Here is a 26,336-nt window from a genome sequence, read left to right on the forward strand (position 1 = left end):
TTGGCGGAAAGGTTAAACATCAATTACCACATAATAAAATAGTGTGCCATCACTATTTAAACTTTTTGAAACACTAAAAATCGATATTCAACTAATTTTTTTATTAAACACTTTTGCAAAGCATCGCCGCCTACCAAAGCCTTAAAGTATGAAGAAAACTGTATAAAAGGCTTCAAAAAAATAGCATACAAACTAATTAAAATATCCCGATTCCTTCTTAATCTTAAATTAGGTGTTAAATCAATATTTTCAATCAATTTATAACCATATTTATCGGCAATAGTTTGGATTTCCTTTACACTCATTAAGGAACCTAAAACCCACCCTTTGCAAAAAAGTTCAATTAACTTTTTTTCTGAGGAATTAATAGGTAAATTTGCAGCTTTCTCCGAAATAAAATCGTCACAAACAATTAAAAAGCCATTTTTCTTCATCTTTGTACTTATTTCGTTAAAAAAAGTATCGTTATCAGTAGCATGAACGAATGCTTCAATGGAAAAAGCTAAATCTATCAAAGGAAGATCATCAGGCAATTTTTGAAAATCTCCTTTTAAAATCATATATTGATTTTCAATATTTAACTTTTTTGAAATTTCCCTAGATATTTGAACTTGTGCAGAGCTAATAGTTATTCCATAATAACAGGGCTTTGAATAAGCCTGGGCTAGATAAAAAAGACTGCCTCCTACTCCACATCCTAAATCAAGGATAGATTCTAATTTATGTGTTGTGATAATATTTAAGATTAAACTGTTAACAAAATTAAAGGCATCTTGAGGAGTTGCAACTCCATTTCCCCATACCTCACGATGTATACCGTAAGTTTCATAATGAGGATCATACTTTAGAAAGCGGCTTGTGTTGTGATCATAGTATGTTTCTACTTCAATGTTCATATAAGTGAGTGATTGAGTGATGTTATAGAAAATATCAAGATTAATTAACCTATTTTAAAGTAAAGACTAAACCGTAACCATCCCAAAATATCTTACCTAGACTATATAATAAATATGACATACCTCCACAAGGTAAAAGTTGAGATTTATTTAATAAATAACCTTCGGTTTCAGCGTAATTTATAGTTTCTTTTTTTGAAGGATTTCTAACCCAGATAAATTCAGATTCTAATAGACTTTTAATTCTCAAAACAAGATTAGTCAAATTATTGGGATTATGATGGATAATAATCAGTTTTCCATCTGGTTTTAAAAGCTTTTTTAAAGAGTTAAGCACTTGGGGTATATTTTTAAAATAACATACGACTCCGTTCATCATAATGATATCAAATTGCTGTTCTCCAAGTTTCGACTTCCAATCATCATTCTCTAAATCTATTTGAATCCATTCATATTTACCCTTTGAATTTAGCGCTCTTTTTCGACATGTCTCAATCATTTCTTCAGTAAGATCAACACCTACACCATTTACACTATAGATATTTTCCAAAGCTTCTACAATATCTATTAGATAGAAACCATTGCCGCATCCTGCATCTAAGATTGTTAGATGAAAATTATTTTTTTCTGTCTTTTGATAAAATTCTTGGATAGTAGTTAATAACCACTGTCTTTTAATTTTATAGTGATAACTTAAATTTTGATTATCCCATTTATCTGAGTAATAAGCGAAACTTTGACGTATTTTTTGTTCGTAAACTGTATCGGCAATCTGCGATTTATAGTTATACTCGTCTCCGGGCGATGGCAATGTCATAGTTATAGCCTTTCATTGATTACATTTGGGCAAAAATTAAACTTAAATTCAAGTGCTAAAAGGGTTTTGTACTAATTTTTGTATAAATTTATTATTACACTGGTCAATACCGTTCAGTTAAGAGTTATTTCCATACGTGTAGAGACATAGCTACGTCTCTACATAGGTCATTGTGCCTGCAAAGTATCTTATTTGAACCGTATTATTACACTAGTCTACTTGAAAATAGTGTTAAGATATCAACTGAATCTACAGCAATCCTAAATCATTTGTGAAATATTTTTGGAGTTAGCTGTCATTAGTCATTAGTCCTTTGTAATTGCAAATGACAAAGGACTAATGACCAAGGACGACCATAACAACAATTTTCACAGATCAAATAGAATTCCTATAGCAATCCTAAATGATTCATGAGAAAATACGGTGAAATATAATGTAATTTATACAACTTGCTTTTAAACGATGTATTATGCAATATATGTAATTCGAGCCTCAAAATTAAGTTATTAACGAGTGTTTAAAACTACAGTCGTAGTTTAAGTATTTTGTCACATATGATTCCGGATTGCTATATATGCATCAGTTTTGAATTGGTCTTTTAAAAAAAATTTCACGAGGTATGAAAAACTGCCTTAGGAAGCTCGACGGGAAGATTTGACATTGTGAGTGATATGCTTTAATTGCTCTTTGTTTTTTGTTATATACAGATTTAATACATAGATTGTAAGAATCATCCATTTCCTGTAAGTTAAACTCAAAAAGCTGTGTATCATCATTCCAAAATAACCAGATTGGATATTCAAAAACTTCAACTTGAACTTTAGATTCGATGAACGCAGCTTGAACCAAGTCGTAAGTAGCCTGATGATCGTTATGCTTATCTTTTCGATGAGGGAGATAAACTTCATCTGGTTGAAAGGACTGTAGTAGTTGCGCTAACTGATTGATCATGCGATAACGTTCTTCTTTAGACAGTTGCATCAGACTCCCATCCATATAGTCAAGAAAATAAATGTCTGATGATGCAATTCCCAAAATTTTTAGCGCATTCACAGCTTCTTGCTTGCGAATTTGAATAAGTTCCTCTGGTTTTATATGTAAGTGAGATTTCTGTCCATCAGTTAGGAAAACAACTTTAATTGGTGTTTCCAGTTCATGTTTGAGAGCAATCAAACCACCACAGCCAAGAGTTTCATCATCTTGATGGGGAGCAAATACTATCGCTGGTTTCCGACTAACAGTTAATGTTTGAGTTTTAATATTTAAAATCCACCAAAAAATTATTTTAGATTTAATTATTTCCAAACTTTGCAAGAGGTTTTCTTGAATTTTATAATAAAAATTTTGGTTATACATAAAAATTTTTTCACAAATTACCAAGAGGTTAGCCAAAACTTCTCTTTTTTAGTAAATTTAGGGTGAGCATCCCTGCCCACCCCACGAGACTTTTACTAATCTTGTATCTTGCAGCTTAAACCACGTTTTGCACTTTACTTAGGTAGAAGATTTAAGTGGAGGTAAGACCAGAATATTCTGCATCATTCCATGATCTTCATGATACAGGAGATGACAGTGATAGACGAATTGGCCACCGATGAATTGGCCATTTTTGTATATAGAGCTGTGAGTGTCTGGATTGTAATCTTGATTGCCATCGAATTGGGCAGCAATGATCTTGTTTGTAAAGGGAATACGCACCACAGTTGTGCTTACTGTGTTAGGGTCACAACTATCATTATTATCCTTTGCTGTGGCACAAGGAGGAAGATCGATTACATCTTGATACCCCTGTGCATAGTTCGATGTAAGTTGGCTTTTATCATTGACCTCAGTAACCAAAAAATCGAGTTGGTGGATATGGAAGGCATGATGAATTGGTGTTGCATTTACAAGAGTCCATTCTTCAATATCACCCAGCCTGACGACTGTATCAAACTGGTTCTCATCGTATATATTATCGTTGATATAAAACTCTCCTCCTCTGGCCGCTTTATTCTTATTGGTAAAATTTTGCGTGAATGTGAATGTACGTTGATGGCTCGGGAGTATCGACATCTTGGTTAGCTGATCAATACTTGGTAAATCATCCAACTGATCTTGTGGTTTTTGGCTCAGTATGTATTCTTCTAAAGCACCAACATCGTAGTTTACTTGCTCACCCTCAGATGAAACTGTTGCTACTGTGGGATTCCCTGCAAAGGTTGCCGGACTAGGAGGATTACCTCCTATTGTGTCTCTGTTCAAAATCTCGGTTGAGACTAGATTGTACTTTTGTCCTGATGGAGGTCCAATTACTAGTACCTCAACTCGATTACCAGGCGCTAGCAGAATCGGCTCTTTTTGTAAAAACGGCGGATTCACGATGTTGCCGTCACGTGCCAATATGTAGAAAGGACTTTTATCACCTGTTGACTTTTGTAGCGACAGATTTATGTAATTGTCTGCGCCAATATTGCCAATGCGCCAGAACTGAACCTCTCCCGGTCTAATAGTAATGTTGGGGTTGACTAAACCGTTGAGGATGTAGCAGGCGTAGCTGTTTGGCGGGTCAGTTTTAAGCTGCTCCTTAAGCTGCAAATCTTTAAACAAAAGCACTCTCTCAGTGAGACTAGACTTAAGCTGCGGTAGAATTCCCTTAATAGTGGTATCATAAGGTTGCTCAATGTCCTTAACAATCTCCTTGACAAGGTTAGGCTTATCTGGCTTCAGGGGAATTCCATTAATAATGGGGTAATAGTTCTCAATGCCTTTAATAATAATCGCACCTGACATGCCACTACTAACCTGTGAGTCGCTATCATCGTGGACATGCGGGTGATACCAGAACAGCCCAGGTTGATGATTCTCCGGGATTACGAAGTCCATTGGATCGCTTTGTCCAGGACGAATGTGGGTGAGTACATCGTCAGCATGTTCGGTTGCCGGTACATTGAAACCATGATAATGAAAATTAGTATCTTGCGGAGCGCTTCCAGTCCATTGACCAGTCAATTTATTGTTCAGCTTCAGCTTGATAGTATCACCAGGCGATACCCGTAAGACTGGTGGTATGTATGTGCCTGGTTTATCATCCTCGGTCTGGTAGAGAGCAATCCTCTGGTTGTTTGAGTCCGTCTGGAAATTCGCTGCCTTCTCGTCGTATGTTGCTTGATAGCTGCTTTTGAAAGTTACGTCTCCGAGGGTGAAAGACTCTGGATTAATAACATTTAAGGTTGCGTTTAATACATGATTGCTGTCGCTGTCTATGTAGTCCAGACCCAGATTTTTTTGGAAGTCTACCGACTGATTAGTATTGGGACAATTTCGCGGCTGTGGGGGGGCCTCGCCTAGCTGTGGGGCACCTGGTCTTGGAGTACCTAGCCTTGGTTTACGGAGTTGCGCTTCTTGCTGTCGTGCTTGCTCTCGATATTGCGGAGGAGTATTCCTCAAATCAAAAGCTATTGCTTTTGCTGGAAACGTGCTTATAGAGATGAAAATGCCTACTAAAATCGTGAGCAGCAGCTTATACAGAAACTGAGATAAACGTTTCATAATCATGAATGAGTTAAATCTTTACAAAAGTGAGATTACAAGCCTCTATATTCATCCGTGGGGATATTTTAAGTTCTGGTTCTTCAAATAGGATTGTTATCAAAATAAGGAGTTCACGCCTTGTGCAACTTTTTCTCAAACCTAACCCCCAACCCAAACGCTACAAGGGTTGGGGAGCAAGAATCAAAGCCTCTCAGGAGTAAAAGAGAGGAATGGAAGCGAGGTTCTAAGAATAAGTTGCACATTGCGTGAGTTCACTATTCAAATATTATTAAGTTATGGTCAGATACCCTGCTGTGTCTCTCTCATTTATCTAACAAGTGACATCATATTACCATATTGTGCATATATGACAGCCTGTCATATTAACAAATATGACAGATAAATTTTGATAATTTATACAAAAAATATGAGATAATATGCAAATTTTGGTCATTAAAAAAATCCGATTAATCTTTTTGCTGATCTATGGAATATGGTATTCTCACAGCAGGAGGATCTCTGGTAGCCGAAGCTTTTGGGGCAAAGAAAATAGACCAAGGTAGCCGGATCGCTTGTCAGGAATTATAGCTAGCAGGTGTTCTGTCTTGAAAGGATGTTTTAAAAGTCCAAGAAAGTATAATTTTTACGTTTTGACTGGGTTAACTCGGACAAAAACTCAATATTTTAGCCATGTGCTGAGATACTATGCAGTGTGAATAATGAGAGCAAAAGATACTTTTAAAACATCCTCTTAGCCGTAATGCTTCTAATTTGGTATTGGGGTTCTATTCTACTATTATCAGCAGTGACTTTAATTACGTATTTTGTCTAGTAATTGCCAACAAGATTGCCAGTAAGGAGGATGCAAAAGAAAGGGTTGTGTTGTCAGAAATGAGCAAGATGGTAAATTAAGAAGTTGATGTGCTGCTCAATGGAATGTAGCACTCCAGCTAGTTAATCTAAACACCAAAATATTGTCATAAATTATGAGCGACCTAAAATCAATTACCGAAAGTGCATTTGCAGAAACTGTAGCGATCGCCAAATTACCCAGCGAATTTGGTCAGTTCAAAATTTACGGCTACCGTAATATTTTAGACAACTCGGAAAACGTTGCGATCGTCAAGGGAGAACCGGCCAAGTTCAACAACCCAATAATGGTAAGAATACACTCGGAATGCCTAACAGGGGATGCCTTGGGTTCTCTGCGTTGTGATTGTGGAACGCAGTTGCAAACAGCACTGAGGATGATTGATAACGCAGGTCAAGGGGTAATAATTTATTTGGCGCAAGAGGGAAGAGGTATTGGTCTGTTGAATAAGGTGAAAGCCTATTCTCTGCAAGATTTGGGACTGGATACAGTCGAAGCAAATGAACGTCTGGGATTCTCTGCTGACCTCCGTGATTACAGCATGGCGGCGCAAATACTTAAAGATTTAGGAATGAATAAAATTCGCTTAATTACCAATAATCCTCGTAAAATTGCTCGTTTGCAAAACTACGGTATTGAGGTAGTCGAACGGATTCCCTTAGCGATTGAACCCAATGTCTACAATTTAAATTATTTGACGACTAAGGCAAAGAAGCTGGGGCATCTTCTAGAAGTTAAACACCGACAATCTCTAGCAATAAATGCATTGAAAATTGATGAATATTTAGAATTTATTTGGTCAGCATTGTTAGAATGCAAGGAGGTCATGAGAAATGAAACTCCCCAACTCCATGAATATTGGGCTTTTTTTGGTAATGCGAAAAGTCCGTGGAGTTTCCAAAAAATTTCTAACGAAAAGATACCCCATATTCCAAAAAGTGATTTCTTGATTATCATCGATTTTCCAAGTGATTTTTGTCAAAACTTGAATTTCGCAAATCAATTGTTTTCTCAAGTACAATCTGCCATTGTATTCAAAAGTGGCTCCCCTTTTAAAAGCGATATCGTGCAAGATGCCCAATGTTTTAAAGGAATGTGGAGCAGCAATGGATGGCAAACTTTTTCTTTATATATAAGGCTCTTAGTTGCTCAAAGAGAAGCTTACCTAGAAAAGCGTCCTTTTCTGATGGCTCACTTGGCACAATCTCTTGACGGCAAAATTGCAGCAGTCAATGGAAATTCTCAGTGGCTCAGTAACGAGGCTAACTTGAAACATGCCCATCGTCTGCGTGCCCTTCATGATGCCGTCATGGTAGGAGCAGTAACAGCAACACTCGACAACCCTAAGTTAACGGTTCGTTTAGTACCTGGCAAGCATCCAACTCCTGTGATTATAGAAGGTCAAAACGATTTGAGGGTTGATGATTTGCATATGATGGCGCTTCATGAAAGAGTGATTGTGTTATGTCCTCAAGAAAAGCAGCATCGAGTACTACCACAAACGGCCAAAGAAAAAATTTTGGAGCTTCCTATATCTGCAACAAAAGATTCTCAAGAAAGACCCGTTTTAGCTCCCTCAGAAATTTTAAAGGTTTTATACGAAAATGGCATTTCTACTATTTTTTTGGAAGGTGGAGGACAAACCGTATCCTATTTCTTGCAAGCTAATTGCATAGAGCTACTGCATCTCCATTTTTCTCCTTTGATTTTGGGTTCTGGACGGTCGAGTTTCACCCTTCCAGTTATAGACTCCATCGACAAAGGACTCCGCTTTAAAATGAAACACTTCGATCTCGATGGAGAAATTCTGGTGGAATTGCTCCAAGATAAGCAGTCACGCATTTAATTTGCTCGTTCAGGTTGATCAGGAAGTTAGAGAGATGAATTGTTTGTGCTATCGCTTAAGACTATAGCAGTCCTAAATCATTTGTGAAAAATATATATCTCTTTGTTCTTTCTTTCTTTTGCGGACTTGGCACGCCAGTTGTTAAAGAGCGGGAACGCTAAAAGCGAACAAGTCAGGCATTGCCCGCTCAACTCACTGGCTCGTTCTTAGCGATTCGTTTCCTTATCTATATTTTTCACGACTCATTTAGGATTGCTATATACGCAATTAAAATGTTTAACAGCTTTAAAGATGTCTACAAATTCTCAAGCTTATGCCTACTGGTTAGTCTCTCCTAGCCTTGGTGAAATTAGAGAAACCTTAGTCACGCCGTCCCTAAAAGATCCTCTGTTTTTGGACACGCTCTACAGTGGCATTAGTCCGGGTACAGAGCGGCTGGTAGGTCTAGCAAAAGTCCCCGAAGAGTGCTGGGAAACAATGCGCTGTTGGTATATGGAAGGCAGTTTTGCCTTGCCTTTAAAGTACGGTTACAGTCTTGTTGGTCAAGCTGATGAAGGTTCTAATCAGGGGAAACGATTTTTTGTCATGCATCCCCACCAATCGAGAGTCGTCGTCGAGAGTTCTGATGCTTTAGAGTTGCCAGATTGGCTACCTAGTAAACGGGCGACTTTAATTCCCAACACGGAAACAGCCTTGAATGCGGTCTGGGATGCTCCCGTTAGTCAGGTAGATCGCATCCTAATTGTTGGTGCAGGCATTATCGGTATTCTCATTAGCTTTGTCCTAAATAAAGAGTATGGTATTGGGGCAGACTTTTTAGAACAAGATAAGCAGCGAATTCAATACTTAGAACAACTACCTTGGCTGCAAAATTCCCGTTTAGCAACTGACTACAAAGAAGGCGATTACAATATCGTTTTCCATACCAGCGCTTCTTCTTCTGGACTTCAGAGTGCGATTAATGCTCTAGCTTTTGAAGGTCGCTGTATCGAACTGAGTTGGTACGGAACACAATCAGTTTCCTTGCAATTGGGTGGTTCTTTTCATTACCAACGCAAACAAATTATCGCTTCTCAAGTTTCCGCGATCGCCAAACCCATGCGAAAGCTGATTGACTATCGTCAGCGCAAAGAACGGGTTTTGAGCTTGCTCGCAGATGCAGCCGTAGATATTCTTCTTGAACCTGTGATTTCTTTTAGAGACTTACCACAATTTATGTCACTGTTATATCAGCGTCAAGTGCATCCAGTTTCACCGTTAGTTGAGTATTAAAAATCATGTTTTCTGTTGCAGTAAAAGACTATATCATGATTGCTCATAGCTTCCAAGGGGAAATTTTTGGCCCTGCTCAAAAGCTGCACGGAGCTACCTATATAGTCACAGATGAATTCAAAGTCGCTCAGTTGGACGAAGATGGCTTAGTGATTGATATCGGTCAGGCGATCGCAATTCTTAAAGAAGTTCTGGAACCGTTAAATTACCAAAATCTGGATACTCTTGAACAATTTAAGGGAATAAATACTAAGTATGAATAAAATTATTCAAAGTTTATGGATTGGTGACAAACTATCATTAATGGAACAGTTATCCATTCAATCTTTTTTAAAAAATCAGCATGAGTATCATCTCTATGTCTATAGTGATATCAAAAATATTCCTGTAGGGACAACCCTTATGGATGGCAATGAAATATTGCCCGAGAAGTCAATTTTTACTTATCAACAGGGTCTTGGTAAGGGAAGTTATGCAGGATTTGCTAATTTTTTCCGTTATATGCTACTCCTTCAAAAAGGTGGATGGTGGGTAGACACTGATGTTATTTGTTTAAAACCCTTTGATTTCACAAGTGATTACATTTTTGGTTCTGAATATGTTGCTCCAGAAAGAAAGAAGATAATTGGCAATGGAATTATTAAAACTCTACCAAAATCAGAATTTGCGTTGTATTGTTGGGAAACCTGTCAGAAGCATGATATAAATCAATTGCTATGGGGAGTAACAGGACCAGCACTAGTAACTGAGGCAGTAGAAAAGTTTAAACTTAATAATTATGTCAAAGAACCGGAAGTATTTTCTCCACTATATTATGTTGATGTAGTTGAATTAATTGACCCAGAAAAAAATTTAGATGAAATTCTAAAAAACTCATATGGGATTCATCTGCGGAATGAAATGTGGAGACGGTCTCAGATAGATAAAGAGAAAAAATATCATCAAAATTGTTTGTATGAAAAATTAAAATCAAAATATTTGTAAAATCGTAATAGAAGCAGGGCAAACATATCCTTAGCATTCAGCGCGTAAAGTTCATCCAGTTTCGTCGTTAATTGAGTATTAAAAATCATGTTTTCTGTCGCCGTAAAAGACCATATCATGATTGCCCAGAGCTACGGCTTAAAAACAATGAGTGCAGTAGATTGGATTCTAGCAATCTGGGCAGTACTTGCGTGCCTAGCGTGGTGTCTGACCTATTTCAGGGCGCTTTACCACTTCCTATCAATCCCTCTGCTCAAGCAGTTCACACCTCAAGAACCCCAGTATTGGCCAAAGCTCAGTGTAGTTATTCCCGCCCGTAACGAAGCTGATATGTTGGAGCAAGCAGTCACAACGCTTTTAACGCAGGACTATCCGAACCTAGAATTGCTCCTGATCAATGATCGCTCAACCGACGATACAGGAAGCATCATTGACCGGATGGTGGCTCTTGACTCCCGCATTTTGCCAATACACATAAATAGTTTACCAGCAGGATGGCTTGGTCAAGTTCACGCCATGCACATTGCTACCCAGAAGGTTAGCGGTGAGTGGATGCTTTTGACTGACGCAGTTATTGACTTCCAGCCTGGTAGCTTACGCAAGGTTGTGGCGTTATGTCTTGAACAGCAAATTGATCACTTGGCTATCCTTCATAAAAACTACCAGCAGTCTTTCTGGCAACAGGTCTTAAGTGCTGCCTTAGAAATGGTGTCTTTACTTCAGATCAAAGCCGCTGATATTGGCAAACCAGGTTCAGATAGGTACATTGGGACTGGAGCGTTTGCTCTGGTTCGCAAATCGGTTTTTGACCGGACTGAAGGCTTCAACTGGTTGCGGATGGAACTCTGCAATGACTTGGGCTTGGGTTTGATGATGAATCGAGCTGGCGCTAAGGGAAAGCTGATGTTTGGCATGGATGAGATTGGATTGACTTGGTACAAATCTCTACCTGCAATGGTGCGTGGTCTGGAAAAACATTTATTTGGCCTGATTGCCCAGTTTCGTTATTCAAAAATGATCTTCAGTGCCTTGAGTATCTGGCTGCTGATTATCGGCTGGGGAGTTGCCTTTTTACGCCATGAAATCCCTTATTTGTGGACTCTAGGCGTGGTTGCGTATTTATCATTAGTTCTTTATGCACTGATTACGTCGGTCAAACTTAAACTTGAGCTACTCCCTATTTTGCTGATGCCCATTGGACAATTCATGCTGTCCATTATCTCTCTGCGTTCAGCTATCCTTTGTTGGCAACGTCAAGGTATAGTCTGGGCTGACACGATTTATCCCCTAGAACCCCTGCGTGCAGGTCAGCACGTTAAGCTTTAGAAATCTAGTAATACAACACTATAATTATGTTTTCTGTTGCAGTAAAAGACCACATCATGATTGCCCATAGCTTCCAAGGGGAAATTTTTGGCCCCGCTCAAAAGCTGCACGGAGCAACCTATATAGTCACAGCTGAATTCAAAGTACCTCAGTTGGACGAAGCTGGCTTAGTGATTGATATCGGTCAGGCGATCGCAATTCTCAAAGAAGTTCTAGAACCGTTAAATTACCAAAATCTGGATACTCTTGAACAATTTAAGGGGATAAATACAACGACGGAACACATGGCTTATTATATTCACCAGCAAATTAGCAAACAGGTCAGTTCTTTTTTCAAAGGCTCTCTCAAAGTCACTTTAGAGGAAAGTCATATCGCTTGGGGAAGCTATGAAGCCCAGGTATGAACCGAGCGTGATTTATTTTATTCAGCCTCAATTGAGGCAGAGAACTTTTTACGGTTATTGAAAAAGCAGTGTATTTCTAAGATTTTACCGATTTCAGGCTTTTCCTTACGTTTATAACTGACTTTCCTTCATGAAACCAAAACAACCAACTCAAGGCGTAGTATACTTTGCTGTAGACGCATGGCCATATTTAGAATCTGCTGTGATCAGTGCTTTTGCTCTTCGTCAGGTATCGCCTCAGTTACCAATCATCATCTTTTCAAATATAAAATGTATAGGGCTTCAAGAGCAGTTATCAAAATTTAATATTGCCCTCAAACCAATTGTGATTCCTGAAAAAGAGAGGTTGAGTAATGTAATGGTTTCAAGGGTTATTAAAACCAGCTTGCATACTTTTACAGTGTTTGATGAAACTTTATACTTAGATGCTGATATTTTGCCGATAAAACCAATTAATGAAATCTGGAGCTTTTTCAAACATGGAAATATTGCTATGATACCTGACCCAGTCCCTAAACTGGTTGATTGCATTGATTGCTCCGAGTATATTTCTTCTGAAGAAAAAGACTACACGTTAAAAACTTGTGCAGCTGATATGGTTCAATTTAATGGCGGTCTGATACTTTGGAAAAATACACCCGATGCTCATACTCTATTTGAGATTTGGCAAAAAGAATGGAGAAGATTTAAGCAGCAGGATCAATTAGCTTTGTCCCGATCAATTCAGGAAACGAAAAATCAAATCGTACATCTACCATATGTTTATAATTATCCGGTTTCTTGGCTTACCAACATATACCCGATAGAGCAGATAGTTCCTGAACTTCCTGAACTGAATGATATTAAGATGATTCATTGTTATAATTCATTCACATTAGAGGAGCAGGTTTTTAATAAAGTTGCTAGAAGATTAATGCCTGATGCAACCGAAAAAGCCGTAAGATGTTTACAATCTTCAAGTAAACATGAGTTTGACGTGTATTGACCGTAAGCATTCAGCTGTCAGCTTATCCTGCTGTCAACTGCCCTAACTGCCTACATGATTCATCTTGTAAAGACCGCAACACCCTGAGCAACCTATTTGCTTCTCTACTGAAATGGTTAGCTTAAAATCAATTATTTATATATCCCTTGACAACTTGCCTTTTGTGTGGGCTGACACTGGGCAAATAGCTATAGTCAATTTATTTAAAAATCCCCTTTTAGTGAGTAACATTACTGAACGTGCTTTTTTGAGGTACAAAATTTTACCTGGGATAATCGCGCCAACCAAGTTTTGCAGTCTGCGTCGAAAAGATTACAGGAATATAAACAGCACTGAGGATAATTGAAACCTAAGTCAAGGGGTGGAAGTTTACTTGTGTCACTATTATATCAGCGTCAAGTGCATCCAGTTTCGCCATTAATTGAGTATTAAAAATCATGTTTTCTGTTGCAGTAAAAGACCACATCATGATTGCCCATAGCTTCCAAGGGGAAATTTTTGGCCCCGCTCAAAAGCTGCACGGAGCAACCTATATAATCACAGCTGAATTCAAAGTCGCTCAGTTGGATAAAGATGGCTTAGTGATTGATATCGGTCAGGCGATCGCAATTCTCAAAGAAGTTCTAGAACCGTTAAATTACCAAAATTTGGATACTCTTGAACAATTTAAGGGGGTAAATACAACGACGGAACACATGGCTTATTATATTCACCAGCAAATTAGCAAACAGGTCAGTTCTTTTTTCAAAGGCTCTCTCAAAGTCACTTTGGAGGAAAGTCATATCGCTTGGGGAAGCTATGAAGTCGAGGTATGAAGCGAAGACAATCCATTTTATTCAGCCTCAATTGAGTCATGTATCAGGAGGCTCGATTTACAATTTAGAAATTGTCAAACGCCTAGAGCAGTCAGCCAGAGGCAAGGGATTTTTTTACGCCTTAAATAGCCCTGTTTTAGAGCTGATTGAGCGTTTCAATGCTTGGCCTTCTAGCTGCACCTTTGTGCTTGATGGACTCTACTTAACAATTCCTGAATTCAAAGCTGCTGTTGAGAAATTTAGTCCCTATTTCCAGCGGATTTACCTGATGCTTCACTATCTTGAGTCGAGGAATATCTACTACTCAAATCAGGAGAAGGAAGCCCTCTGGACTAGCGAGAAACTATGGCTAAAAGCTGTAAATGGGATTATTGTTCCCAGTTGGCAAATGCGAGATTATCTTTCAAGTCAGGGTATAGAAAAAGATAAGATTACAGTAGCATTTCCCGGGATAGAAAAGGTTCAAGTGTCCCGTTTTTCTCATCCTAAGAAACTTTCTGAAGATGAGCCGATAAATCTGATTACAGTAGGAACATTTTCTCAAGGCAAAGGACAACTCGATTTAGTACAAATGTTAGCCCAGATGCAGGTGAAAAATTTTCGGCTGCATTTGATTGGTGACTGCGAACAGAACGCCAGTTACACAGAGGAGATTCTGGCGATAATAGAGCGATCGCAAATACAAGATTGCATCATTTTACATGGCTACCTTCCGCAACAGCCTATGTTTGACTTGTTCCCCCAATGCGATCTTTATCTCTCTCCATCTACCTATGAGAGTTACTCTATGGCTACTGCTGAAGCAGTTGCTCACGGGCTACCCGTATTAGCTTATGCAACGGGAGCAATTGTTGACTGGGTTGAGGATAGTAAAAATGGCATACTAATTGAGCCAGGTAAGCAGGAGCAGTTTTTCAAAGCACTCACAAGGCTGCTTACAATGCGTAATGAACTGACTCAATTACAGACAAATGCTTTGGCTCACATCGCTAACCTATCCTTTAACTCTTGGGATAAAACTTATCAGGATTTCTTACAAGCATTTAATAAGGACTAATGAATAAAAATCAAAAATTAGCTCAATGGCTAGAACTTCGTATTTCCTATGATGCTAAAGCGCGTAACTTAAATGTGGAAACAAGCTGCCAAGAATATATGCAAAGGCACAATCATCTCAAAATTCTTGATTTGGGAGCGGGTACAGGAGCTAACTGCCGCTACTACTTTAATAAAATTTCCCAGGAACAGGAGTGGTTTTTAGTAGAACAAAATCAGGAACTTTTGAAAATCGCTTTTGATCGGCTAATCGTTTGGGCGCGAGAAAATGGATATGAGTCACAATTGCAAAATTCAATATTAGTCTTGAAAAATCAAGTCCATAAAATTACCATCCACACAATTGTCGGCTCTATTTTGGATCTGGAGAATTTGATAGATTTAAATACTTTCGACTTAGCTGTTGCCAATGCAGTATTCGATTTATTTAGTGAAAACCAGTTTCAAACTCTACTCGAATGTTTAAAAAAGTACCAATTGCCGCTTCTCGCAACTATTAACTATACTGGCATGAATTTTATTCCTCAAACCGACAAAGATTCATGCTTTATTAAATACTACGATCAGCACATGCAGCGCCATCAATACTTCGGCAGAGGGATGGGGCCTGACTGCGGTTCGTCTATGTGGGAGGCAATGAATCGTATTGGCATGAAGGTATTACAAGGAGAAAGTCCGTGGAAAATTAGTAATAATGATCCTATATTTATTGAGTTAATCTTAGGATTTATGGAAGAATCGATTCCAGAAATTATTGAAGAAGCAACTTTACAAGATGAGCTAAACACCTGGTTGCTTAAAAAACAAGAGATGATTGCTCAAAATAAACTTAGTTGTAACGTCGCGCATCTAGATTTTTGGGGTTACTGGGATGGTTCTGTTACATAAACTTGATTAAGGATAAAAGCTCGGTATCAATCACCTAACTCTTAGTTTTCATCGATCTGACATCAACCACCATTTCCTAATGATTTTACTAAATCCTGGCCCCGTTAATTTGAGCGATCGCGTCCGAAATGCCCTGTTGCGTCCCGATTTGTGTCACCGTGAGGTAGAATTTTCTCAACTTCAAAGCAGAATTCGCGAACAACTACTTCAAGTTTATGGGCTTGGAAGCAATCGCTGGGCAGCAGTTCTTCTCACGGGTTCTGGAACCGCCGCGATGGAAGCGATGATCGGCAGTTTAGTACCCACAGATGGGAAATTACTAGTCATTGAAAACGGTGTATATGGTGAGCGACTATCCAAAATCGCCAAAATCCACGGCATTGATTACATGACACTTTCCCATCCCTGGAATGCCGAAATAGATATCAACGCTTTAGTCAAACTCCTGGATGAAAACACCGACATCACCCACCTTGCTGTCGTCCATCACGAAACTACTACCGGTCGCTTAAATAATTTGGCGGAACTTGCGCCAATTTGTCAAGAACGCGGTATCAAACTATTAGTAGATGCAGTCAGCAGCTTTGGTGCTGAGGAACTAAATTTTGCAGATTGGGGAATCACCGCTTGCGCTGCGACAGCGAATAAATGTCTGCACGGTGTCCCCGGAACGTCTTTTGTTATCCTGCAACGGGATGCACTGCCTTCTGTAGATACAATCCCCCGCACATTATATTTAGATTTAGCAAACTATTGCCAGCAACAAGACCGAGGCGACACACCTTTTACTCAATCAGTACAGACATTTTATGCCTTAACAGAAGCTTTGCAAGAAATGGCAGAAGCAGGAGGTTGGCGTATCAGACACAGCCTTTACAACCAACTTGCCAGCTTAGTCAGAGACGGGTTAGCCTCAATCGGAATTAAACCTCTACTTCCTCTTGGCAGTTCATCCGTTGTCTTGAATGCCTACTATTTGCCAGACGGTTTCAGCTATGAAGAATTTCACGACCAACTGAAAGCACGAGATTATATTATTTATTCTGGACAGGGAAATTTAGCTCAATCTATTTTCCGAGTCTCGACAATGGGAGCCATAACCCATGCTGACATGGAACGGTTTATTGCTGTTGTTAAACAAATTTATCTTTAGCTATTAACAAAAAAGCTTGATGCAGTAAGCGTTTTACTTTGTAGACATATCAACGAGAATCATCGTGTTAAATCATTAAGGGAAGTCTTAAACAAAATAATTTCATCAAAATTCTATAAAGCACGTTTCATAAACTGTTGTACATTCCCGTACAGTTCACCAACTAATCCGTCGAGTTCATGCCTTATATCTTCATAGCGTCCAAGTTTGCTAGTCCACATACCATCATTTAACTGTTTAGCTACGTGCTGTGGCTTACCATCTTCTTTTACATATATAGCAATCTTCTCGAATCCAGCTTCAATTTCTGCATTAACGCATATCTCGTAACCGTAAATTTGAAATGCAATAGTAAATGCTTGTAGTGTTTCCTCTCTAGGGGCACTCTCAGGCCAATAATAATCCTCTCCAGGAGCCGGAGACCACCAACGGTCATCTTCATTATTAATTGCCCAAGCAATACAATTGTATTCAGGTGTGTATTTACTTGTGATTTTGTATGTAGTTTTGGCTAAATTAGGCCAATCAGATTCGAGTTCAGCATTTGTATCCATGCTGTCTACCCCAATCCAGCCAAGCCTCTGTCATTTTTTTGAGCCTACCTTTATCTTCCGGTTTAACAGGATTAGCTCCAGTAATAGATTTTAATGCCCAAAACCAGTGTTCCGGCTCTCTACTTAGTTCTTCAAGAATTAAAGGCACTGCGTTTTTCCCCATGCCTATTATTTGTTGATATGCAGGGTGTAAAACCATATCACTTATTAATGACATATGTTTGGTTTCGCTATGCCATTGATTAGCAAGCTTAATGAAAGTTTCTTTTAGCTCTGCTTGCCTTAATAGATAACTTGACGAACGGTTTGTTATTTGCTTCGCTTTACTAGGGTTATTTCTTTGCAGTAAGGATCGTTCAGAAAAAATATATGACAAATTTTCGTTTGTACAAAAATAAATTACCGAGTTCCAATTTTTAGTCTTCAATAATGATGCTTTGCTTTTTTGAGTTTTAGTTTGATTATCTAAATAAATATCGCAGTTATCATCTTTGGCTAAATCGAACCTTTTGTAATTTTCTGGAATTGATATAGGAGAGACACCAGTTCTACGAGAATTAAGAAAATATTGATATTTACTTCTTTGTTGATTATTATCTTTTAAATTACAAAGACTTGTTTTAATTTTTGCTCTTTCTAGTACTAACATATTCTTACCTAGATGTTTTTTGTTTAGAACTTATCGATTTTCCTGTTTTCTTTTTAAATCAGCCTTATTGTTCATCTTCATTTTCTATGCTTTCTAATCTTTGAATTTCTTGTATAGGATTGATACACTCTATTTCTGCTTTTTGCAAAACAGATCCCAAAACATCTCTATTGTTTATTGCAATAATTATTTGCTCATGCAAATTATCTAAATCATCTGAGTCAAGAGCTACATAAAATTCTTTAGTTCCTTGTGCATCTCTATACTCGATTTTAAGTGTATGGATTAATATAGCAGCTTCTACTTTTCTCTCAGTTTCTGAGTCAAATACTGGTCTAATATCAGTAACAATGCTTGAGTCTGAAAAGATTCGCTCGTTTTCAATCAGTAAATTAGAAGCTTTTCTCGAAATATCTAAGGAAAAAGCAATACTTTCCAAAGCTTTTATTAAATTGGATAGCCTCGTGCTAAAACGTTCGATTTGCTCTACTTCGGTTACAATTTCGTTGTTTTCTTGTATATACTTACTGAGAAAATCTATGATCTCCTCATCAGACAAGTTTTCTTCTTTGTAGAATTGTCTTAAAGATACTAAAGTATCAACAACATCTACAGCAGTGCGCCTATCAACTTTTTGTGCTTGAACTATTCTTTCAGAAATTTTATATACAATGTTTTCGACAGTCGGAGGAAAATCGCGTAAAGCTGATATAATCATATTAATGGCATCGTCATCAGCGTTTAAAATAAATTTAATTCCACTCTTATACTGCTCAGGAATGCCCAAATACATAAATTCTCCCACTCTTACCAAAAATACTTAGAACACAAAGGCTATACAGCAATAGTAATGCACTTTACTGTACTGAAATGTATACGCATTACATTTTTACCATAAAGAACAAGCTTTTATTTAAAAAGCTTTACAGCTTACTCTATATACTATATTATAGTCAATACAAAGACTGATTGGTTTTTCTTATGTGTCAAATATTGATAATATTTTTTACTTTACAAAATGAATATTTTACTTTATTGAGACACCTATTAAAGATACAAGCAAGAAATTGCTACTATCCAATTAGCATTTCAGTAGATTTTATAAATTATTACAATTAAGAACAGGAAAAACACTATAGATTTAGTATCTGTATTATCTGAACTCTAACAATATCAATCTCAGATTTTCGTCGAAGAATACCTCGAACAATTTGGTTGTTAAAGTTCTCGTCTGCTAAAAGGCGCAGCATTTCAACTCTGCCCTTAGTGGGTAAGTCTTGCCATCAGCCGATTGCGTATCCCAATTGGATTGAAACGACGCTCATTTTCTTGACGAACTTGGGTGGCACGCTCTTGTCGAATTTTTAGATAAGCATCAACTTCAGTTTTCCGCCGAAGGTAGTAGCCAATCACCGAGTACACATCTGCAAGCTGAAGAGATGGATATTGCTCGACAATCTCTTCTGCTGTAACACTCTCCAAGAAGGCAACAACCACAGTATCAAGGGTTACACGAGTCTTACTAACACGCACAACGCCATCAGAATCAAGTGATAGAGGTATAGGATCAGTTGCTACGGTAAGAAACATTTTAGGTTACGGGAGACTTAGCTTTATCCAGGAAGGCAGGAGGTAGATAGCGTAGCGTAAAGCCTTCTCCTAAAGGAGACGCTAACGCGAACGGCATGGCTTCTCTTCGAGACGCTACACGAACGCTTAGAGCGAGTCCGCTTACTCTGTAAGAGTTGCAAGCTACGCGCAGCGTCTCGTAGAGAGCGTCGGGCAGGAGGCAGGAGGAAAACTGCCCTTTGCCTTCTGCCTTAAAACCCGTAGCTTTGTACTTCATGCAAAAGAAAACTGCTGTATTACTAATTATTTTAACAAGGCATCAAAGCATCTAATCTCCCTAGTACTGCCATATCTTCTTCATCTAACTCTGTCGGAATACCACTGCGAATTAATTCTGAAAAGTTTTCATTGGGAACCATAACAGTCAACGTGTACAAGCGACTAGAACCAGTATTTTTAATCATATGAGTCCCAGTGGGAGGTATCAATAAACTATCTCCAGCTTTGATCGTGGTACTCTTGCCGTCACACGTGGCGATCGCTTCCCCTTTAATAACGAAAAACATTTCCACCGCCCACTGATGGCGATTTGGCGGTGTTTGTCCACCAACATCAAAAATTTCTATACAGCAAGTCAAAGAAGTATTCGCATTTGTCGAATCGAAGATAATTGCTAATCGATTAGAGTCGTTGGGACTGATGCGATAAACTTGGTAATCTTTAGCAGATTTGATAACCGGAATTACACAACTAGTAGCGTTCATTTATTTATTCCCTCTAAAGTTATCGATAGGTATGAAAATTCCTAAAATCCGAGTCCGGAATTTTGAATTGTTAGTTGTATCTCTAATTCACAAAATCTCCTGTACAGACGCGATTAATCGCGTTTCTCCTACTCCTCACTCTTTTGCAGCGCTGTTAAAATTCCTTGTGAGTTAGTGACAAAACCGAAGCATTGTTTAACATTATACAATGTCGCCTGCCAACAATATTCAGGAGAAGTGGTAGCGGTGCAATCTTTAACCAACACGCAGTCATATCCTAAAAAGTTGGCATCACATAACGTGGTTAGTACACATTGATCGGCATTAACACCAGCAAAAAATAATGTTGTCCTTCCCAGATTCCGCAAGATACTATCTAAGGGTGTATCCCAAAAACCACTCATGCGATATTTGTCCACACGAATATCTTCGGGAATCTGTTCTAGTTCGTCCACTACTGCCGCAGCCCAACTACCTGCCATGAGTACTCTAGCACCATTGCTTGGTAGTGGATCGCCCAATCCCACACCTTCCCCAGTGGGATTATAGACGTGGCGCGAACTAGCACTAATATTGAGCAAGTCGGGACGATTTCCCCAATTTACCCAAATAACTGGAACACCAACCTCACGTAGTTCTGGAAGTAAGTTGTTCAAAGGTTCAATAGGCTGACGCGCTGGAGTTACGTCTACACCGATATGCGCTAACCAGCCATCAGGATGACAGAAGTCATTTTGCATATCAATGACGAGGATAGCAGTTTTTGCCAAATCTAGGCGCAGGGTTTTAGTTTCTGTTGGTAAGATAACGGGTTGTGGGGTCTTTTGAAGACGAGTGATATCTGCGATCGCATCATTCACTGTCCACGCATTTGGTGCAACTCCCAATGTCCGTAATGGTAAATTCATAAAATTCCAGTACCCAACACCATTTTCTATTTTGTAACTTGAAATTCAAGTCAAAATACAATTACTTAATCAAGGTTAAATGTTCCTGGGTGTTAACGGTAAGCCAGTCATTGAATACGAAGTCACAGAAGTGAAGAAAACGCAGCAAGAGCGCAAAAATGGATAAACCACCATGACTAAACCATTTCAAACAATTTTTACTGAACACCGCGTATTTTGGGCTGTTTTACTTTTTGGTACAGCACTGGTAGTAACACTAGCACTGTCGCTTTCTCAAGGAGCAGTACCTTTAAATATATCGGAATTTTGGCAAGCCATTCTCCACAAAGGCGATCCGGTTAAACAGACAATTCTCTGGGATTTACGTCTGCCGCGCATTACGGCTGCGATCATTGTTGGCGCAGCTTTGGGAATGTCAGGAGCACTACTGCAAGGAATGTTACGTAATAGTCTTGCCGATCCATTTATTTTGGGCATTTCAGCGGGTGCGGGACTATTTGTAATTCTGATGATTGTCTGCCACATATTCCCGATCGCAATTCCCTTAGCAGCATGGATAGGAGCAATTTTAACTGCCGCCATCGTAATTTTACTGGGTCGTTCGGGACCGGGAATTTCTGTTGAGCGGTTGATTTTAGGCGGAGTGGCGGTGAGTTCTTTATTTGGTGCTGTACAAAGTACATTGCTGCTTTTAGCTGAAGATGGGCAAATTCAAATTGCGCTCAGTTTCCTAATTGGTAGTCTTAATGGACGGGGTTGGCAAGAAATTGCTACGCCTGCACCTTATATCATCGTTGCATTGATCGGGGGATGCTTGCTGGGGCGATCGCTAAACGTACTGGCTTTGGGAGATGATTTAGCTGTGAGTTTAGGGCTTTCATTGACGCGATCGCGCCTGTTAATTGGTGGTGTCGCCACTCTATTAGCCGCAGGTGCAGTCAGTATCAGTGGCTTGGTTGGATTTGTTGGTCTTGTTGTTCCTCACGGTGTCCGCCTGATTGTTGGTACAAATCATCGCTTTGTTTTACCACTTTCCGCCCTTGCAGGTGCATGGTTACTCACTTTTGCGGATTTACTCTCTAGACTAGGAACAATAGAGCTACCAGTAGGTTCCGTCACTGCCTTGCTGGGTTCACCCCTATTTATCTGGTTACTTTATCGTCGTTCTACTGGGTTTAATAAATTTTGAGCTATCAGACCGCTATCCATCCCCCCCCGTATAAACGGATCGGGTTTTCCACAAATTCTGATAAACTGTAGATTAAAGTCTTTTTCAACTATTTTAGCCACAATTCTTTATAGAAAAACACACCTGTATAATCCTACTTTCTTATCCCAATTAAAAAAAAATGCGACAGATGCATACGGACATACCTTTGTTCTGTCTAGCTTTCTTAATTTTGAATTTTGAATTTTGAATTGATCTTATCCCCCCTGCCCCCTTAAGGAGGTTAATTGATGTTATGTGTTGAGGAATTAATCAACTTAGACCCATTTCAACAACTTCCCAAAGAGCGATTGCAGTGGGTTTGCGATCGCACTCAGACAGTTGAACTTTCTGCCGGAGATGTGTTGTCCCATGAGGGAGACCCTATATGTCGCTTATTTATCTTAGTTAAAGGTAAAATCAACATCACCCGCCGCAGTGAAGGAGTTGAAATTCCTATCGGGCAACACGAAGCCCCATCCTATTTTGGTGAAATTCCAATACTCACAGATGAACCTGCACCTGTGACAATGCGGGCATTGACAAATTGCCTCATCTATGAAATGGAGGGAGAAGACTTCCGCAAGCTGTTGCATGAATGTCGTGATTTTGAGCGGATGGTCTTCCGAATTATGCAACGTCGTGTCCGGGGGCTAGAGTCTTTTATTCGTGGGCGGGAAAAGATGGCAGCTTTAGGGACACTTGCCGCCGGTCTAGCTCATGAACTCAATAACCCAGCCGCAGCCCTGGTTCGGACTTTAAAAGAAATGCCAGCCGCCATCCTAGAGTTACAAAGAATGAACTTAGTTTATGGGCAACGCAATGTTGAGGAAGCCCATACTCAACACTGGTTAAAAGTACGCGATCTAGGACATGATGCGATTTTGAATAATCGCCTAGATCCGGTAACACTAAGCGATCGCGAATCTATATTGCTGGAATGGTTAGAAGACTATGGTGTAAACCAAGCCTGGAAATTAGCAGAACCTTTAGCAGAAGGTGGTGTTGAGGTTGAAACCCTGGAACAACTCATGGAACGTTGGCGCAACGACAACACGGAATTGCGAGAAATGGGATTACACTGGTTAGCGCTTTCCTTTGAAGTCATGTCAATGATTAAACATGGTTTGCGAGGATCTGAAAGGATTTCCGAACTTGTGCAAGCGATGAAGTCTTATTCTTACCTCGATCAAGGCACTCAGCAAGAAGTAAATATACATCAAGGCTTAGAAGATACCTTGCGATTGTTTGCTCATAAACTCAAGTACGGTGTGCAAGTGCAACGCAATTACGATCAACATATTCCGAAAATTCTTGCCTATGGTAGTGAACTCAATCAAGTGTGGACGAACTTAATTGACAACGCCATTGATGCAATGGATGGTAAAGGACTGCTGGAAATTACAACACACCATTGCGATCGCTATGCTCATATTGACATTATCGATTCTGGCAGTGGAATTCTACCTGAAATTAAAACCCGCATTTTTGAACCTTTTTTCACCACCAAATCAGTGGGGCATGGTTCAGGACTTGGTTTAGAAACCGTTCGCCGGATTGTAGAAAATCGTCATCACGGTACGCTTTCATTCGAGTCGCAGCCAGGTAAAACTTGTTTCACTATTTGCTTGCCCTTATCGAATCAATGAATCAATAAGCAATGGGATTAGAGATGAAAAAAATGGGAACCAATGGTTCCCAAAATCTAGTAGCAATGTGAATATTTCTGTTAGACTTCTAGTTTCTTATACCCAACATTTTCATGGCTTTGTTGGATTTCACTTTCTTCAACCCAACCTACAAATTTTCTTAACCGAGTAGTATTAGGATTACTCCTAGTCAATTAATATCCAATAATTTTGGTGTTTTGGGCTGTTGTTCGGAGTTAATGAATTCAGTCTTAGGTGGTTTTCCTATTGTCTTAGGAGGTTGTGGTTTATTTGTTTTAGGTTGTGAATTATTATTCTCGCTCATGTTAAATTATCTCCTTAATAGCTTTAATTATTTGGCTGTTTTCAAATTTATTGCTTGGAGTTGATAAAGTAAAAAATTCAGTGAACGCAGCCAGTTTGTGTTCTGATGATTATAACTTCAAGCGATGTCATTGCAATTCCGTAATCCTATTGAAAATTTTGCTCCATTTTACGTTGAATTCTATTGTCAAAGAGGTGGATAGTGGAAAAAACTCCTTACTATCTACCTCTTTAACCTTAGTTTTCTATTTAAACTATTTTTGCAGCCAGACCGATATTGAACCACCTGGACATGGGAAATTTCCCCATCCATCGTTATTGGTGTGAATGATATCGTTTATATTTCTCGTCGCATCGTAAAATTCCTGATTGGGTCGGAACATATTCATCCACTTGTTCCCTGGTGCGCTATTGGTAAGCACTACAGCCATTGCACCCGGATGTTCCGTATTACCCAAGCGCGTCCAACCGATAGTATTGGGATGGTCAAAGTAATCATGCTGGTCGCCAAAACCGTATTCCCTACGTGCCTTCAAGAACTTGTCAATCAAAAAACGGTGAGAGTAAAGGGTATTGTCACGTCCTTTATCTTGATATTGTGCCCCGTAATAATCTGCATAGAAAACGCAAGGATAGCCTTCGCGACGCAGTAAGATTAGTGCATAGGCTAAGGGCTTAAACCAAGGTTCAACAGGCGACTCTAGGGATTGACAAGGTTGGGTATCATGGTTTTCAACAAAGGTAACAGCTAGGGCAGGTTGTTCTTTAACTAGGGTTCTATCAAAAATTGATCGCAGATCGAAACTACTACCCTGGCGACTAGCTTGGTGAAACTTGAAATGTAGAGGCACATCAAATAACGACAAACGCCCATCACTAGAAGCAATATAACTGTGTAAGGTATCGATATCTTGAGACCAGTACTCACCAACGCTAAACAGTTCCCGTCCACCAAAATGAACTCGCAGGTGATTTAACCAATCACGGAAAAAAGTGGAACGGATATGTTTAACAGCGTCAATCCGAAAGCCATCTACACCAGTAGTATCAACAAACCAACGCCCCCAATACATCAACTCACCGCGCACGAGGTCATTACCTGTATCCAGGTCATTCGCCATTAAATAATCGTAGTTGCCATGTTCGTGGCTAACTTCTGTCTCAAAATGTTTATCTTTAAGGCGGTAGAGTTTGTCTGTACTTTTGGTATCGACATTGTATGATAATGAATCAAAGCACCACCAATACCATTTCATACTGGAGTATTTATCTCCACGACCAGAAAAATTGAACTTTGTATAAGCTCCAATTTCGTACCAATCGCTGACTGGACGGTTGCGGTCATTCCAATCCATTTCTTGGGCCCAGATGCGTTCTATTTCATCCCCACCATCTTTGTGGTTAAAAACCACATCGGCATAGATTTGAATACCTGCACGCTGTGCCGTTTTAATCGCACCTAAGTATTGCTCGCGTGTTCCATATTTTGTCCGAACAGTATTTTTTTGGTCGAACTCACCCAAATCAAACAAATCGTAGACTGCGTATCCAACATCCCATGTTCCACCACTGCCTTTATAAGCTGGCGGCAGCCATAAGGCAGTGAAGCCTGCATCAGCTAGCTCATTGGCTGTTTTATCCAGCTTGTCCCATAATGTACCATCATTGGAGATGTACCAATGGTAATACTGCATTATTACGCCGTTGGTCATGCGATCGCCTTTGTTGAATCTTTGATTTTACAGATTTCTGTCAGAAATCTCTGATGCTAGGATATGTTACTTTTGTAACACATCCTAACTTCTCCCGAATTTATTTAGGTTTCAATGACGACTTCACAAAGAGCTATTACGAATTACTGGGACGGGATAATTGCTGATTTGCCT

23 protein-coding genes and 2 pseudogenes are annotated in these 26,336 nt (G+C 39.2%); 14 read left to right on the forward strand and 11 right to left on the reverse strand.

The features are described from left to right. Window positions 1-56: 56 nt before the first annotated feature. The 4 genes from V7K56_RS26710 to V7K56_RS26725 form a co-directional block, all read right to left on the reverse strand. On the reverse strand, window positions 57-896 hold the full coding sequence (locus V7K56_RS26710) for an SAM-dependent methyltransferase (RefSeq protein ID WP_334915289.1): 840 nt from the start codon (window positions 894-896) through the stop codon (window positions 57-59). 49 nt (window positions 897-945) lie between these two features. Beyond that, window positions 946-1,713, reverse strand: a complete 768-nt coding sequence (locus V7K56_RS26715) for a class I SAM-dependent methyltransferase (RefSeq protein WP_334915291.1) — start codon at window positions 1,711-1,713, stop codon at window positions 946-948. Window positions 1,714-2,292: 579 nt separating this feature from the next. Beyond that, a complete protein-coding gene (locus V7K56_RS26720; protein WP_334915293.1) occupies window positions 2,293-3,069 on the reverse strand; it encodes a PIG-L deacetylase family protein in 777 nt (258 codons plus the stop codon). Window positions 3,070-3,207: 138 nt separating this feature from the next. Beyond that, window positions 3,208-5,142, reverse strand: coding sequence for a multicopper oxidase family protein (locus V7K56_RS26725; protein WP_334915296.1), 1,935 nt, complete (start codon window positions 5,140-5,142; stop codon window positions 3,208-3,210). Window positions 5,143-6,263: 1,121 nt separating this feature from the next. Between V7K56_RS26725 and ribA the strand changes: the two are divergent. The 12 genes and pseudogenes from ribA to V7K56_RS26785 all read left to right on the forward strand — a co-directional run. Continuing rightward, a pseudogene (gene ribA, locus V7K56_RS26730) lies at window positions 6,264-6,860 on the forward strand (GTP cyclohydrolase II); the annotation flags it as partial. A gap of 426 nt (window positions 6,861-7,286) precedes the next feature. Beyond that, window positions 7,287-7,943, forward strand: a pseudogene (locus tag V7K56_RS26735) (RibD family protein); the annotation flags it as partial. A gap of 291 nt (window positions 7,944-8,234) precedes the next feature. Next, a complete protein-coding gene (locus V7K56_RS26740; protein ID WP_334915298.1) occupies window positions 8,235-9,215 on the forward strand; it encodes a zinc-dependent alcohol dehydrogenase in 981 nt (326 codons plus the stop codon). A gap of 5 nt (window positions 9,216-9,220) precedes the next feature. Continuing rightward, window positions 9,221-9,478, forward strand: a complete 258-nt coding sequence (locus tag V7K56_RS26745) for a 6-pyruvoyl trahydropterin synthase family protein (protein WP_334915300.1) — start codon at window positions 9,221-9,223, stop codon at window positions 9,476-9,478. After that, window positions 9,471-10,199: a glycosyltransferase gene (locus V7K56_RS26750; RefSeq protein ID WP_334915302.1), complete on the forward strand. Its 729-nt coding sequence runs from the start codon at window positions 9,471-9,473 to the stop codon at window positions 10,197-10,199. Before V7K56_RS26745 ends, V7K56_RS26750 begins: the two co-directional genes overlap by 8 nt. Before the next feature lie 87 nt (window positions 10,200-10,286). Then, complete coding sequence (locus V7K56_RS26755) at window positions 10,287-11,525, forward strand: glycosyltransferase (RefSeq protein WP_334915304.1); 1,239 nt, start codon at window positions 10,287-10,289, stop codon at window positions 11,523-11,525. A gap of 26 nt (window positions 11,526-11,551) precedes the next feature. Next, a complete protein-coding gene (locus tag V7K56_RS26760) occupies window positions 11,552-11,929 on the forward strand; it encodes a 6-pyruvoyl trahydropterin synthase family protein (RefSeq protein WP_334915306.1) in 378 nt (125 codons plus the stop codon). Between the two features lie 130 nt (window positions 11,930-12,059). Further along, window positions 12,060-12,914, forward strand: a complete 855-nt coding sequence (locus tag V7K56_RS26765) for a hypothetical protein (RefSeq protein WP_334915308.1) — start codon at window positions 12,060-12,062, stop codon at window positions 12,912-12,914. A 437-nt stretch (window positions 12,915-13,351) separates the two neighbouring features. Further along, window positions 13,352-13,729, forward strand: coding sequence for a 6-pyruvoyl trahydropterin synthase family protein (locus tag V7K56_RS26770; protein ID WP_334915311.1), 378 nt, complete (start codon window positions 13,352-13,354; stop codon window positions 13,727-13,729). Continuing rightward, the gene (locus V7K56_RS26775; RefSeq protein WP_334915313.1) at window positions 13,713-14,786 is read left to right on the forward strand and encodes a glycosyltransferase family 4 protein; all 1,074 of its coding nucleotides are present in this window, start codon (window positions 13,713-13,715) and stop codon (window positions 14,784-14,786) included. The genes V7K56_RS26770 and V7K56_RS26775 overlap by 17 nt, the downstream gene beginning before the upstream one ends. After that, window positions 14,786-15,673, forward strand: a complete 888-nt coding sequence (locus V7K56_RS26780; RefSeq protein ID WP_334915315.1) for a class I SAM-dependent methyltransferase — start codon at window positions 14,786-14,788, stop codon at window positions 15,671-15,673. The genes V7K56_RS26775 and V7K56_RS26780 overlap by 1 nt, the downstream gene beginning before the upstream one ends. A gap of 79 nt (window positions 15,674-15,752) precedes the next feature. Next, window positions 15,753-16,826 (forward strand): 2-aminoethylphosphonate aminotransferase, encoded by a 1,074-nt coding sequence (locus tag V7K56_RS26785; protein ID WP_334915317.1) that lies wholly within the window; start codon window positions 15,753-15,755, stop codon window positions 16,824-16,826. A 113-nt stretch (window positions 16,827-16,939) separates the two neighbouring features. Here V7K56_RS26785 and V7K56_RS26790 read toward each other — a convergent pair whose 3' ends face one another. From V7K56_RS26790 to V7K56_RS26815, 6 genes are all read right to left on the reverse strand, one after another. Then, a complete protein-coding gene (locus V7K56_RS26790) occupies window positions 16,940-17,380 on the reverse strand; it encodes a DUF7689 domain-containing protein (protein ID WP_334915319.1) in 441 nt (146 codons plus the stop codon). After that, window positions 17,364-18,029 (reverse strand): hypothetical protein, encoded by a 666-nt coding sequence (locus V7K56_RS26795; protein ID WP_334915321.1) that lies wholly within the window; start codon window positions 18,027-18,029, stop codon window positions 17,364-17,366. Before V7K56_RS26795 ends, V7K56_RS26790 begins: the two co-directional genes overlap by 17 nt. 64 nt (window positions 18,030-18,093) lie before the next feature. Continuing rightward, window positions 18,094-18,822: a hypothetical protein gene (locus V7K56_RS26800; RefSeq protein ID WP_334915323.1), complete on the reverse strand. Its 729-nt coding sequence runs from the start codon at window positions 18,820-18,822 to the stop codon at window positions 18,094-18,096. Between the two features lie 470 nt (window positions 18,823-19,292). Then, window positions 19,293-19,619 carry a DUF433 domain-containing protein gene (locus tag V7K56_RS26805; protein WP_334915325.1) on the reverse strand — a complete coding sequence of 109 codons (327 nt, stop codon included), beginning with the start codon at window positions 19,617-19,619 and terminating at the stop codon, window positions 19,293-19,295. 287 nt (window positions 19,620-19,906) lie between these two features. Further along, window positions 19,907-20,362 carry a cupin domain-containing protein gene (locus V7K56_RS26810; RefSeq protein ID WP_334915327.1) on the reverse strand — a complete coding sequence of 152 codons (456 nt, stop codon included), beginning with the start codon at window positions 20,360-20,362 and terminating at the stop codon, window positions 19,907-19,909. Window positions 20,363-20,490: 128 nt separating this feature from the next. Continuing rightward, the gene (locus V7K56_RS26815) at window positions 20,491-21,270 is read right to left on the reverse strand and encodes a cysteine hydrolase family protein (RefSeq protein ID WP_334915329.1); all 780 of its coding nucleotides are present in this window, start codon (window positions 21,268-21,270) and stop codon (window positions 20,491-20,493) included. A gap of 172 nt (window positions 21,271-21,442) precedes the next feature. Between V7K56_RS26815 and V7K56_RS26820 the strand changes: the two genes are divergently transcribed. Both V7K56_RS26820 and V7K56_RS26825 read left to right on the forward strand, forming a co-directional pair. Next, the gene (locus V7K56_RS26820; RefSeq protein ID WP_334915331.1) at window positions 21,443-22,459 is read left to right on the forward strand and encodes a FecCD family ABC transporter permease; all 1,017 of its coding nucleotides are present in this window, start codon (window positions 21,443-21,445) and stop codon (window positions 22,457-22,459) included. Window positions 22,460-22,728: 269 nt separating this feature from the next. Further along, window positions 22,729-24,126 (forward strand): ATP-binding protein, encoded by a 1,398-nt coding sequence (locus V7K56_RS26825; protein WP_334915333.1) that lies wholly within the window; start codon window positions 22,729-22,731, stop codon window positions 24,124-24,126. Window positions 24,127-24,704: 578 nt separating this feature from the next. On the opposite strand, the gene V7K56_RS26830 is transcribed toward V7K56_RS26825, so the two are convergent. Beyond that, window positions 24,705-26,162 (reverse strand): alpha-amylase, encoded by a 1,458-nt coding sequence (locus V7K56_RS26830; RefSeq protein WP_334915335.1) that lies wholly within the window; start codon window positions 26,160-26,162, stop codon window positions 24,705-24,707. Window positions 26,163-26,336: the final 174 nt, after the last annotated feature.

This window comes from Nostoc sp., assembly GCF_036917535.1.
Lineage (GTDB): Bacteria > Cyanobacteriota > Cyanobacteriia > Cyanobacteriales > Nostocaceae > Nostoc.

What these genes read in the sequence shown, in the direction of transcription:
- V7K56_RS26710 (WP_334915289.1), bottom strand. Translation starts at nt 896, where the DNA reads ATGAACATTGAAGTAGAAACATACTATGATCACAACACAAGCCGCTTT.
- V7K56_RS26830 (WP_334915335.1), bottom strand. Translation starts at nt 26,162, where the DNA reads ATGACCAACGGCGTAATAATGCAGTATTACCATTGGTACATCTCCAAT.
- V7K56_RS26795 (WP_334915321.1), bottom strand. Translation starts at nt 18,029, where the DNA reads ATGTTAGTACTAGAAAGAGCAAAAATTAAAACAAGTCTTTGTAATTTA.
- V7K56_RS26815 (WP_334915329.1), bottom strand. Translation starts at nt 21,270, where the DNA reads ATGAATTTACCATTACGGACATTGGGAGTTGCACCAAATGCGTGGACA.
- V7K56_RS26715 (WP_334915291.1), bottom strand. Translation starts at nt 1,713, where the DNA reads ATGACATTGCCATCGCCCGGAGACGAGTATAACTATAAATCGCAGATT.
- V7K56_RS26745 (WP_334915300.1), top strand. Translation starts at nt 9,221, where the DNA reads ATGTTTTCTGTTGCAGTAAAAGACTATATCATGATTGCTCATAGCTTC.
- V7K56_RS26810 (WP_334915327.1), bottom strand. Translation starts at nt 20,362, where the DNA reads ATGAACGCTACTAGTTGTGTAATTCCGGTTATCAAATCTGCTAAAGAT.
- V7K56_RS26825 (WP_334915333.1), top strand. Translation starts at nt 22,729, where the DNA reads ATGTTATGTGTTGAGGAATTAATCAACTTAGACCCATTTCAACAACTT.
- V7K56_RS26720 (WP_334915293.1), bottom strand. Translation starts at nt 3,069, where the DNA reads ATGTATAACCAAAATTTTTATTATAAAATTCAAGAAAACCTCTTGCAA.
- V7K56_RS26750 (WP_334915302.1), top strand. Translation starts at nt 9,471, where the DNA reads ATGAATAAAATTATTCAAAGTTTATGGATTGGTGACAAACTATCATTA.
- V7K56_RS26790 (WP_334915319.1), bottom strand. Translation starts at nt 17,380, where the DNA reads ATGGATACAAATGCTGAACTCGAATCTGATTGGCCTAATTTAGCCAAA.
- V7K56_RS26765 (WP_334915308.1), top strand. Translation starts at nt 12,060, where the DNA reads ATGAAACCAAAACAACCAACTCAAGGCGTAGTATACTTTGCTGTAGAC.
- V7K56_RS26760 (WP_334915306.1), top strand. Translation starts at nt 11,552, where the DNA reads ATGTTTTCTGTTGCAGTAAAAGACCACATCATGATTGCCCATAGCTTC.
- V7K56_RS26740 (WP_334915298.1), top strand. Translation starts at nt 8,235, where the DNA reads ATGTCTACAAATTCTCAAGCTTATGCCTACTGGTTAGTCTCTCCTAGC.
- V7K56_RS26820 (WP_334915331.1), top strand. Translation starts at nt 21,443, where the DNA reads ATGACTAAACCATTTCAAACAATTTTTACTGAACACCGCGTATTTTGG.
- V7K56_RS26780 (WP_334915315.1), top strand. Translation starts at nt 14,786, where the DNA reads ATGAATAAAAATCAAAAATTAGCTCAATGGCTAGAACTTCGTATTTCC.
- V7K56_RS26800 (WP_334915323.1), bottom strand. Translation starts at nt 18,822, where the DNA reads ATGTATTTGGGCATTCCTGAGCAGTATAAGAGTGGAATTAAATTTATT.
- V7K56_RS26805 (WP_334915325.1), bottom strand. Translation starts at nt 19,619, where the DNA reads ATGTTTCTTACCGTAGCAACTGATCCTATACCTCTATCACTTGATTCT.
- V7K56_RS26785 (WP_334915317.1), top strand. Translation starts at nt 15,753, where the DNA reads ATGATTTTACTAAATCCTGGCCCCGTTAATTTGAGCGATCGCGTCCGA.
- V7K56_RS26775 (WP_334915313.1), top strand. Translation starts at nt 13,713, where the DNA reads ATGAAGTCGAGGTATGAAGCGAAGACAATCCATTTTATTCAGCCTCAA.
- V7K56_RS26755 (WP_334915304.1), top strand. Translation starts at nt 10,287, where the DNA reads ATGTTTTCTGTCGCCGTAAAAGACCATATCATGATTGCCCAGAGCTAC.
- V7K56_RS26770 (WP_334915311.1), top strand. Translation starts at nt 13,352, where the DNA reads ATGTTTTCTGTTGCAGTAAAAGACCACATCATGATTGCCCATAGCTTC.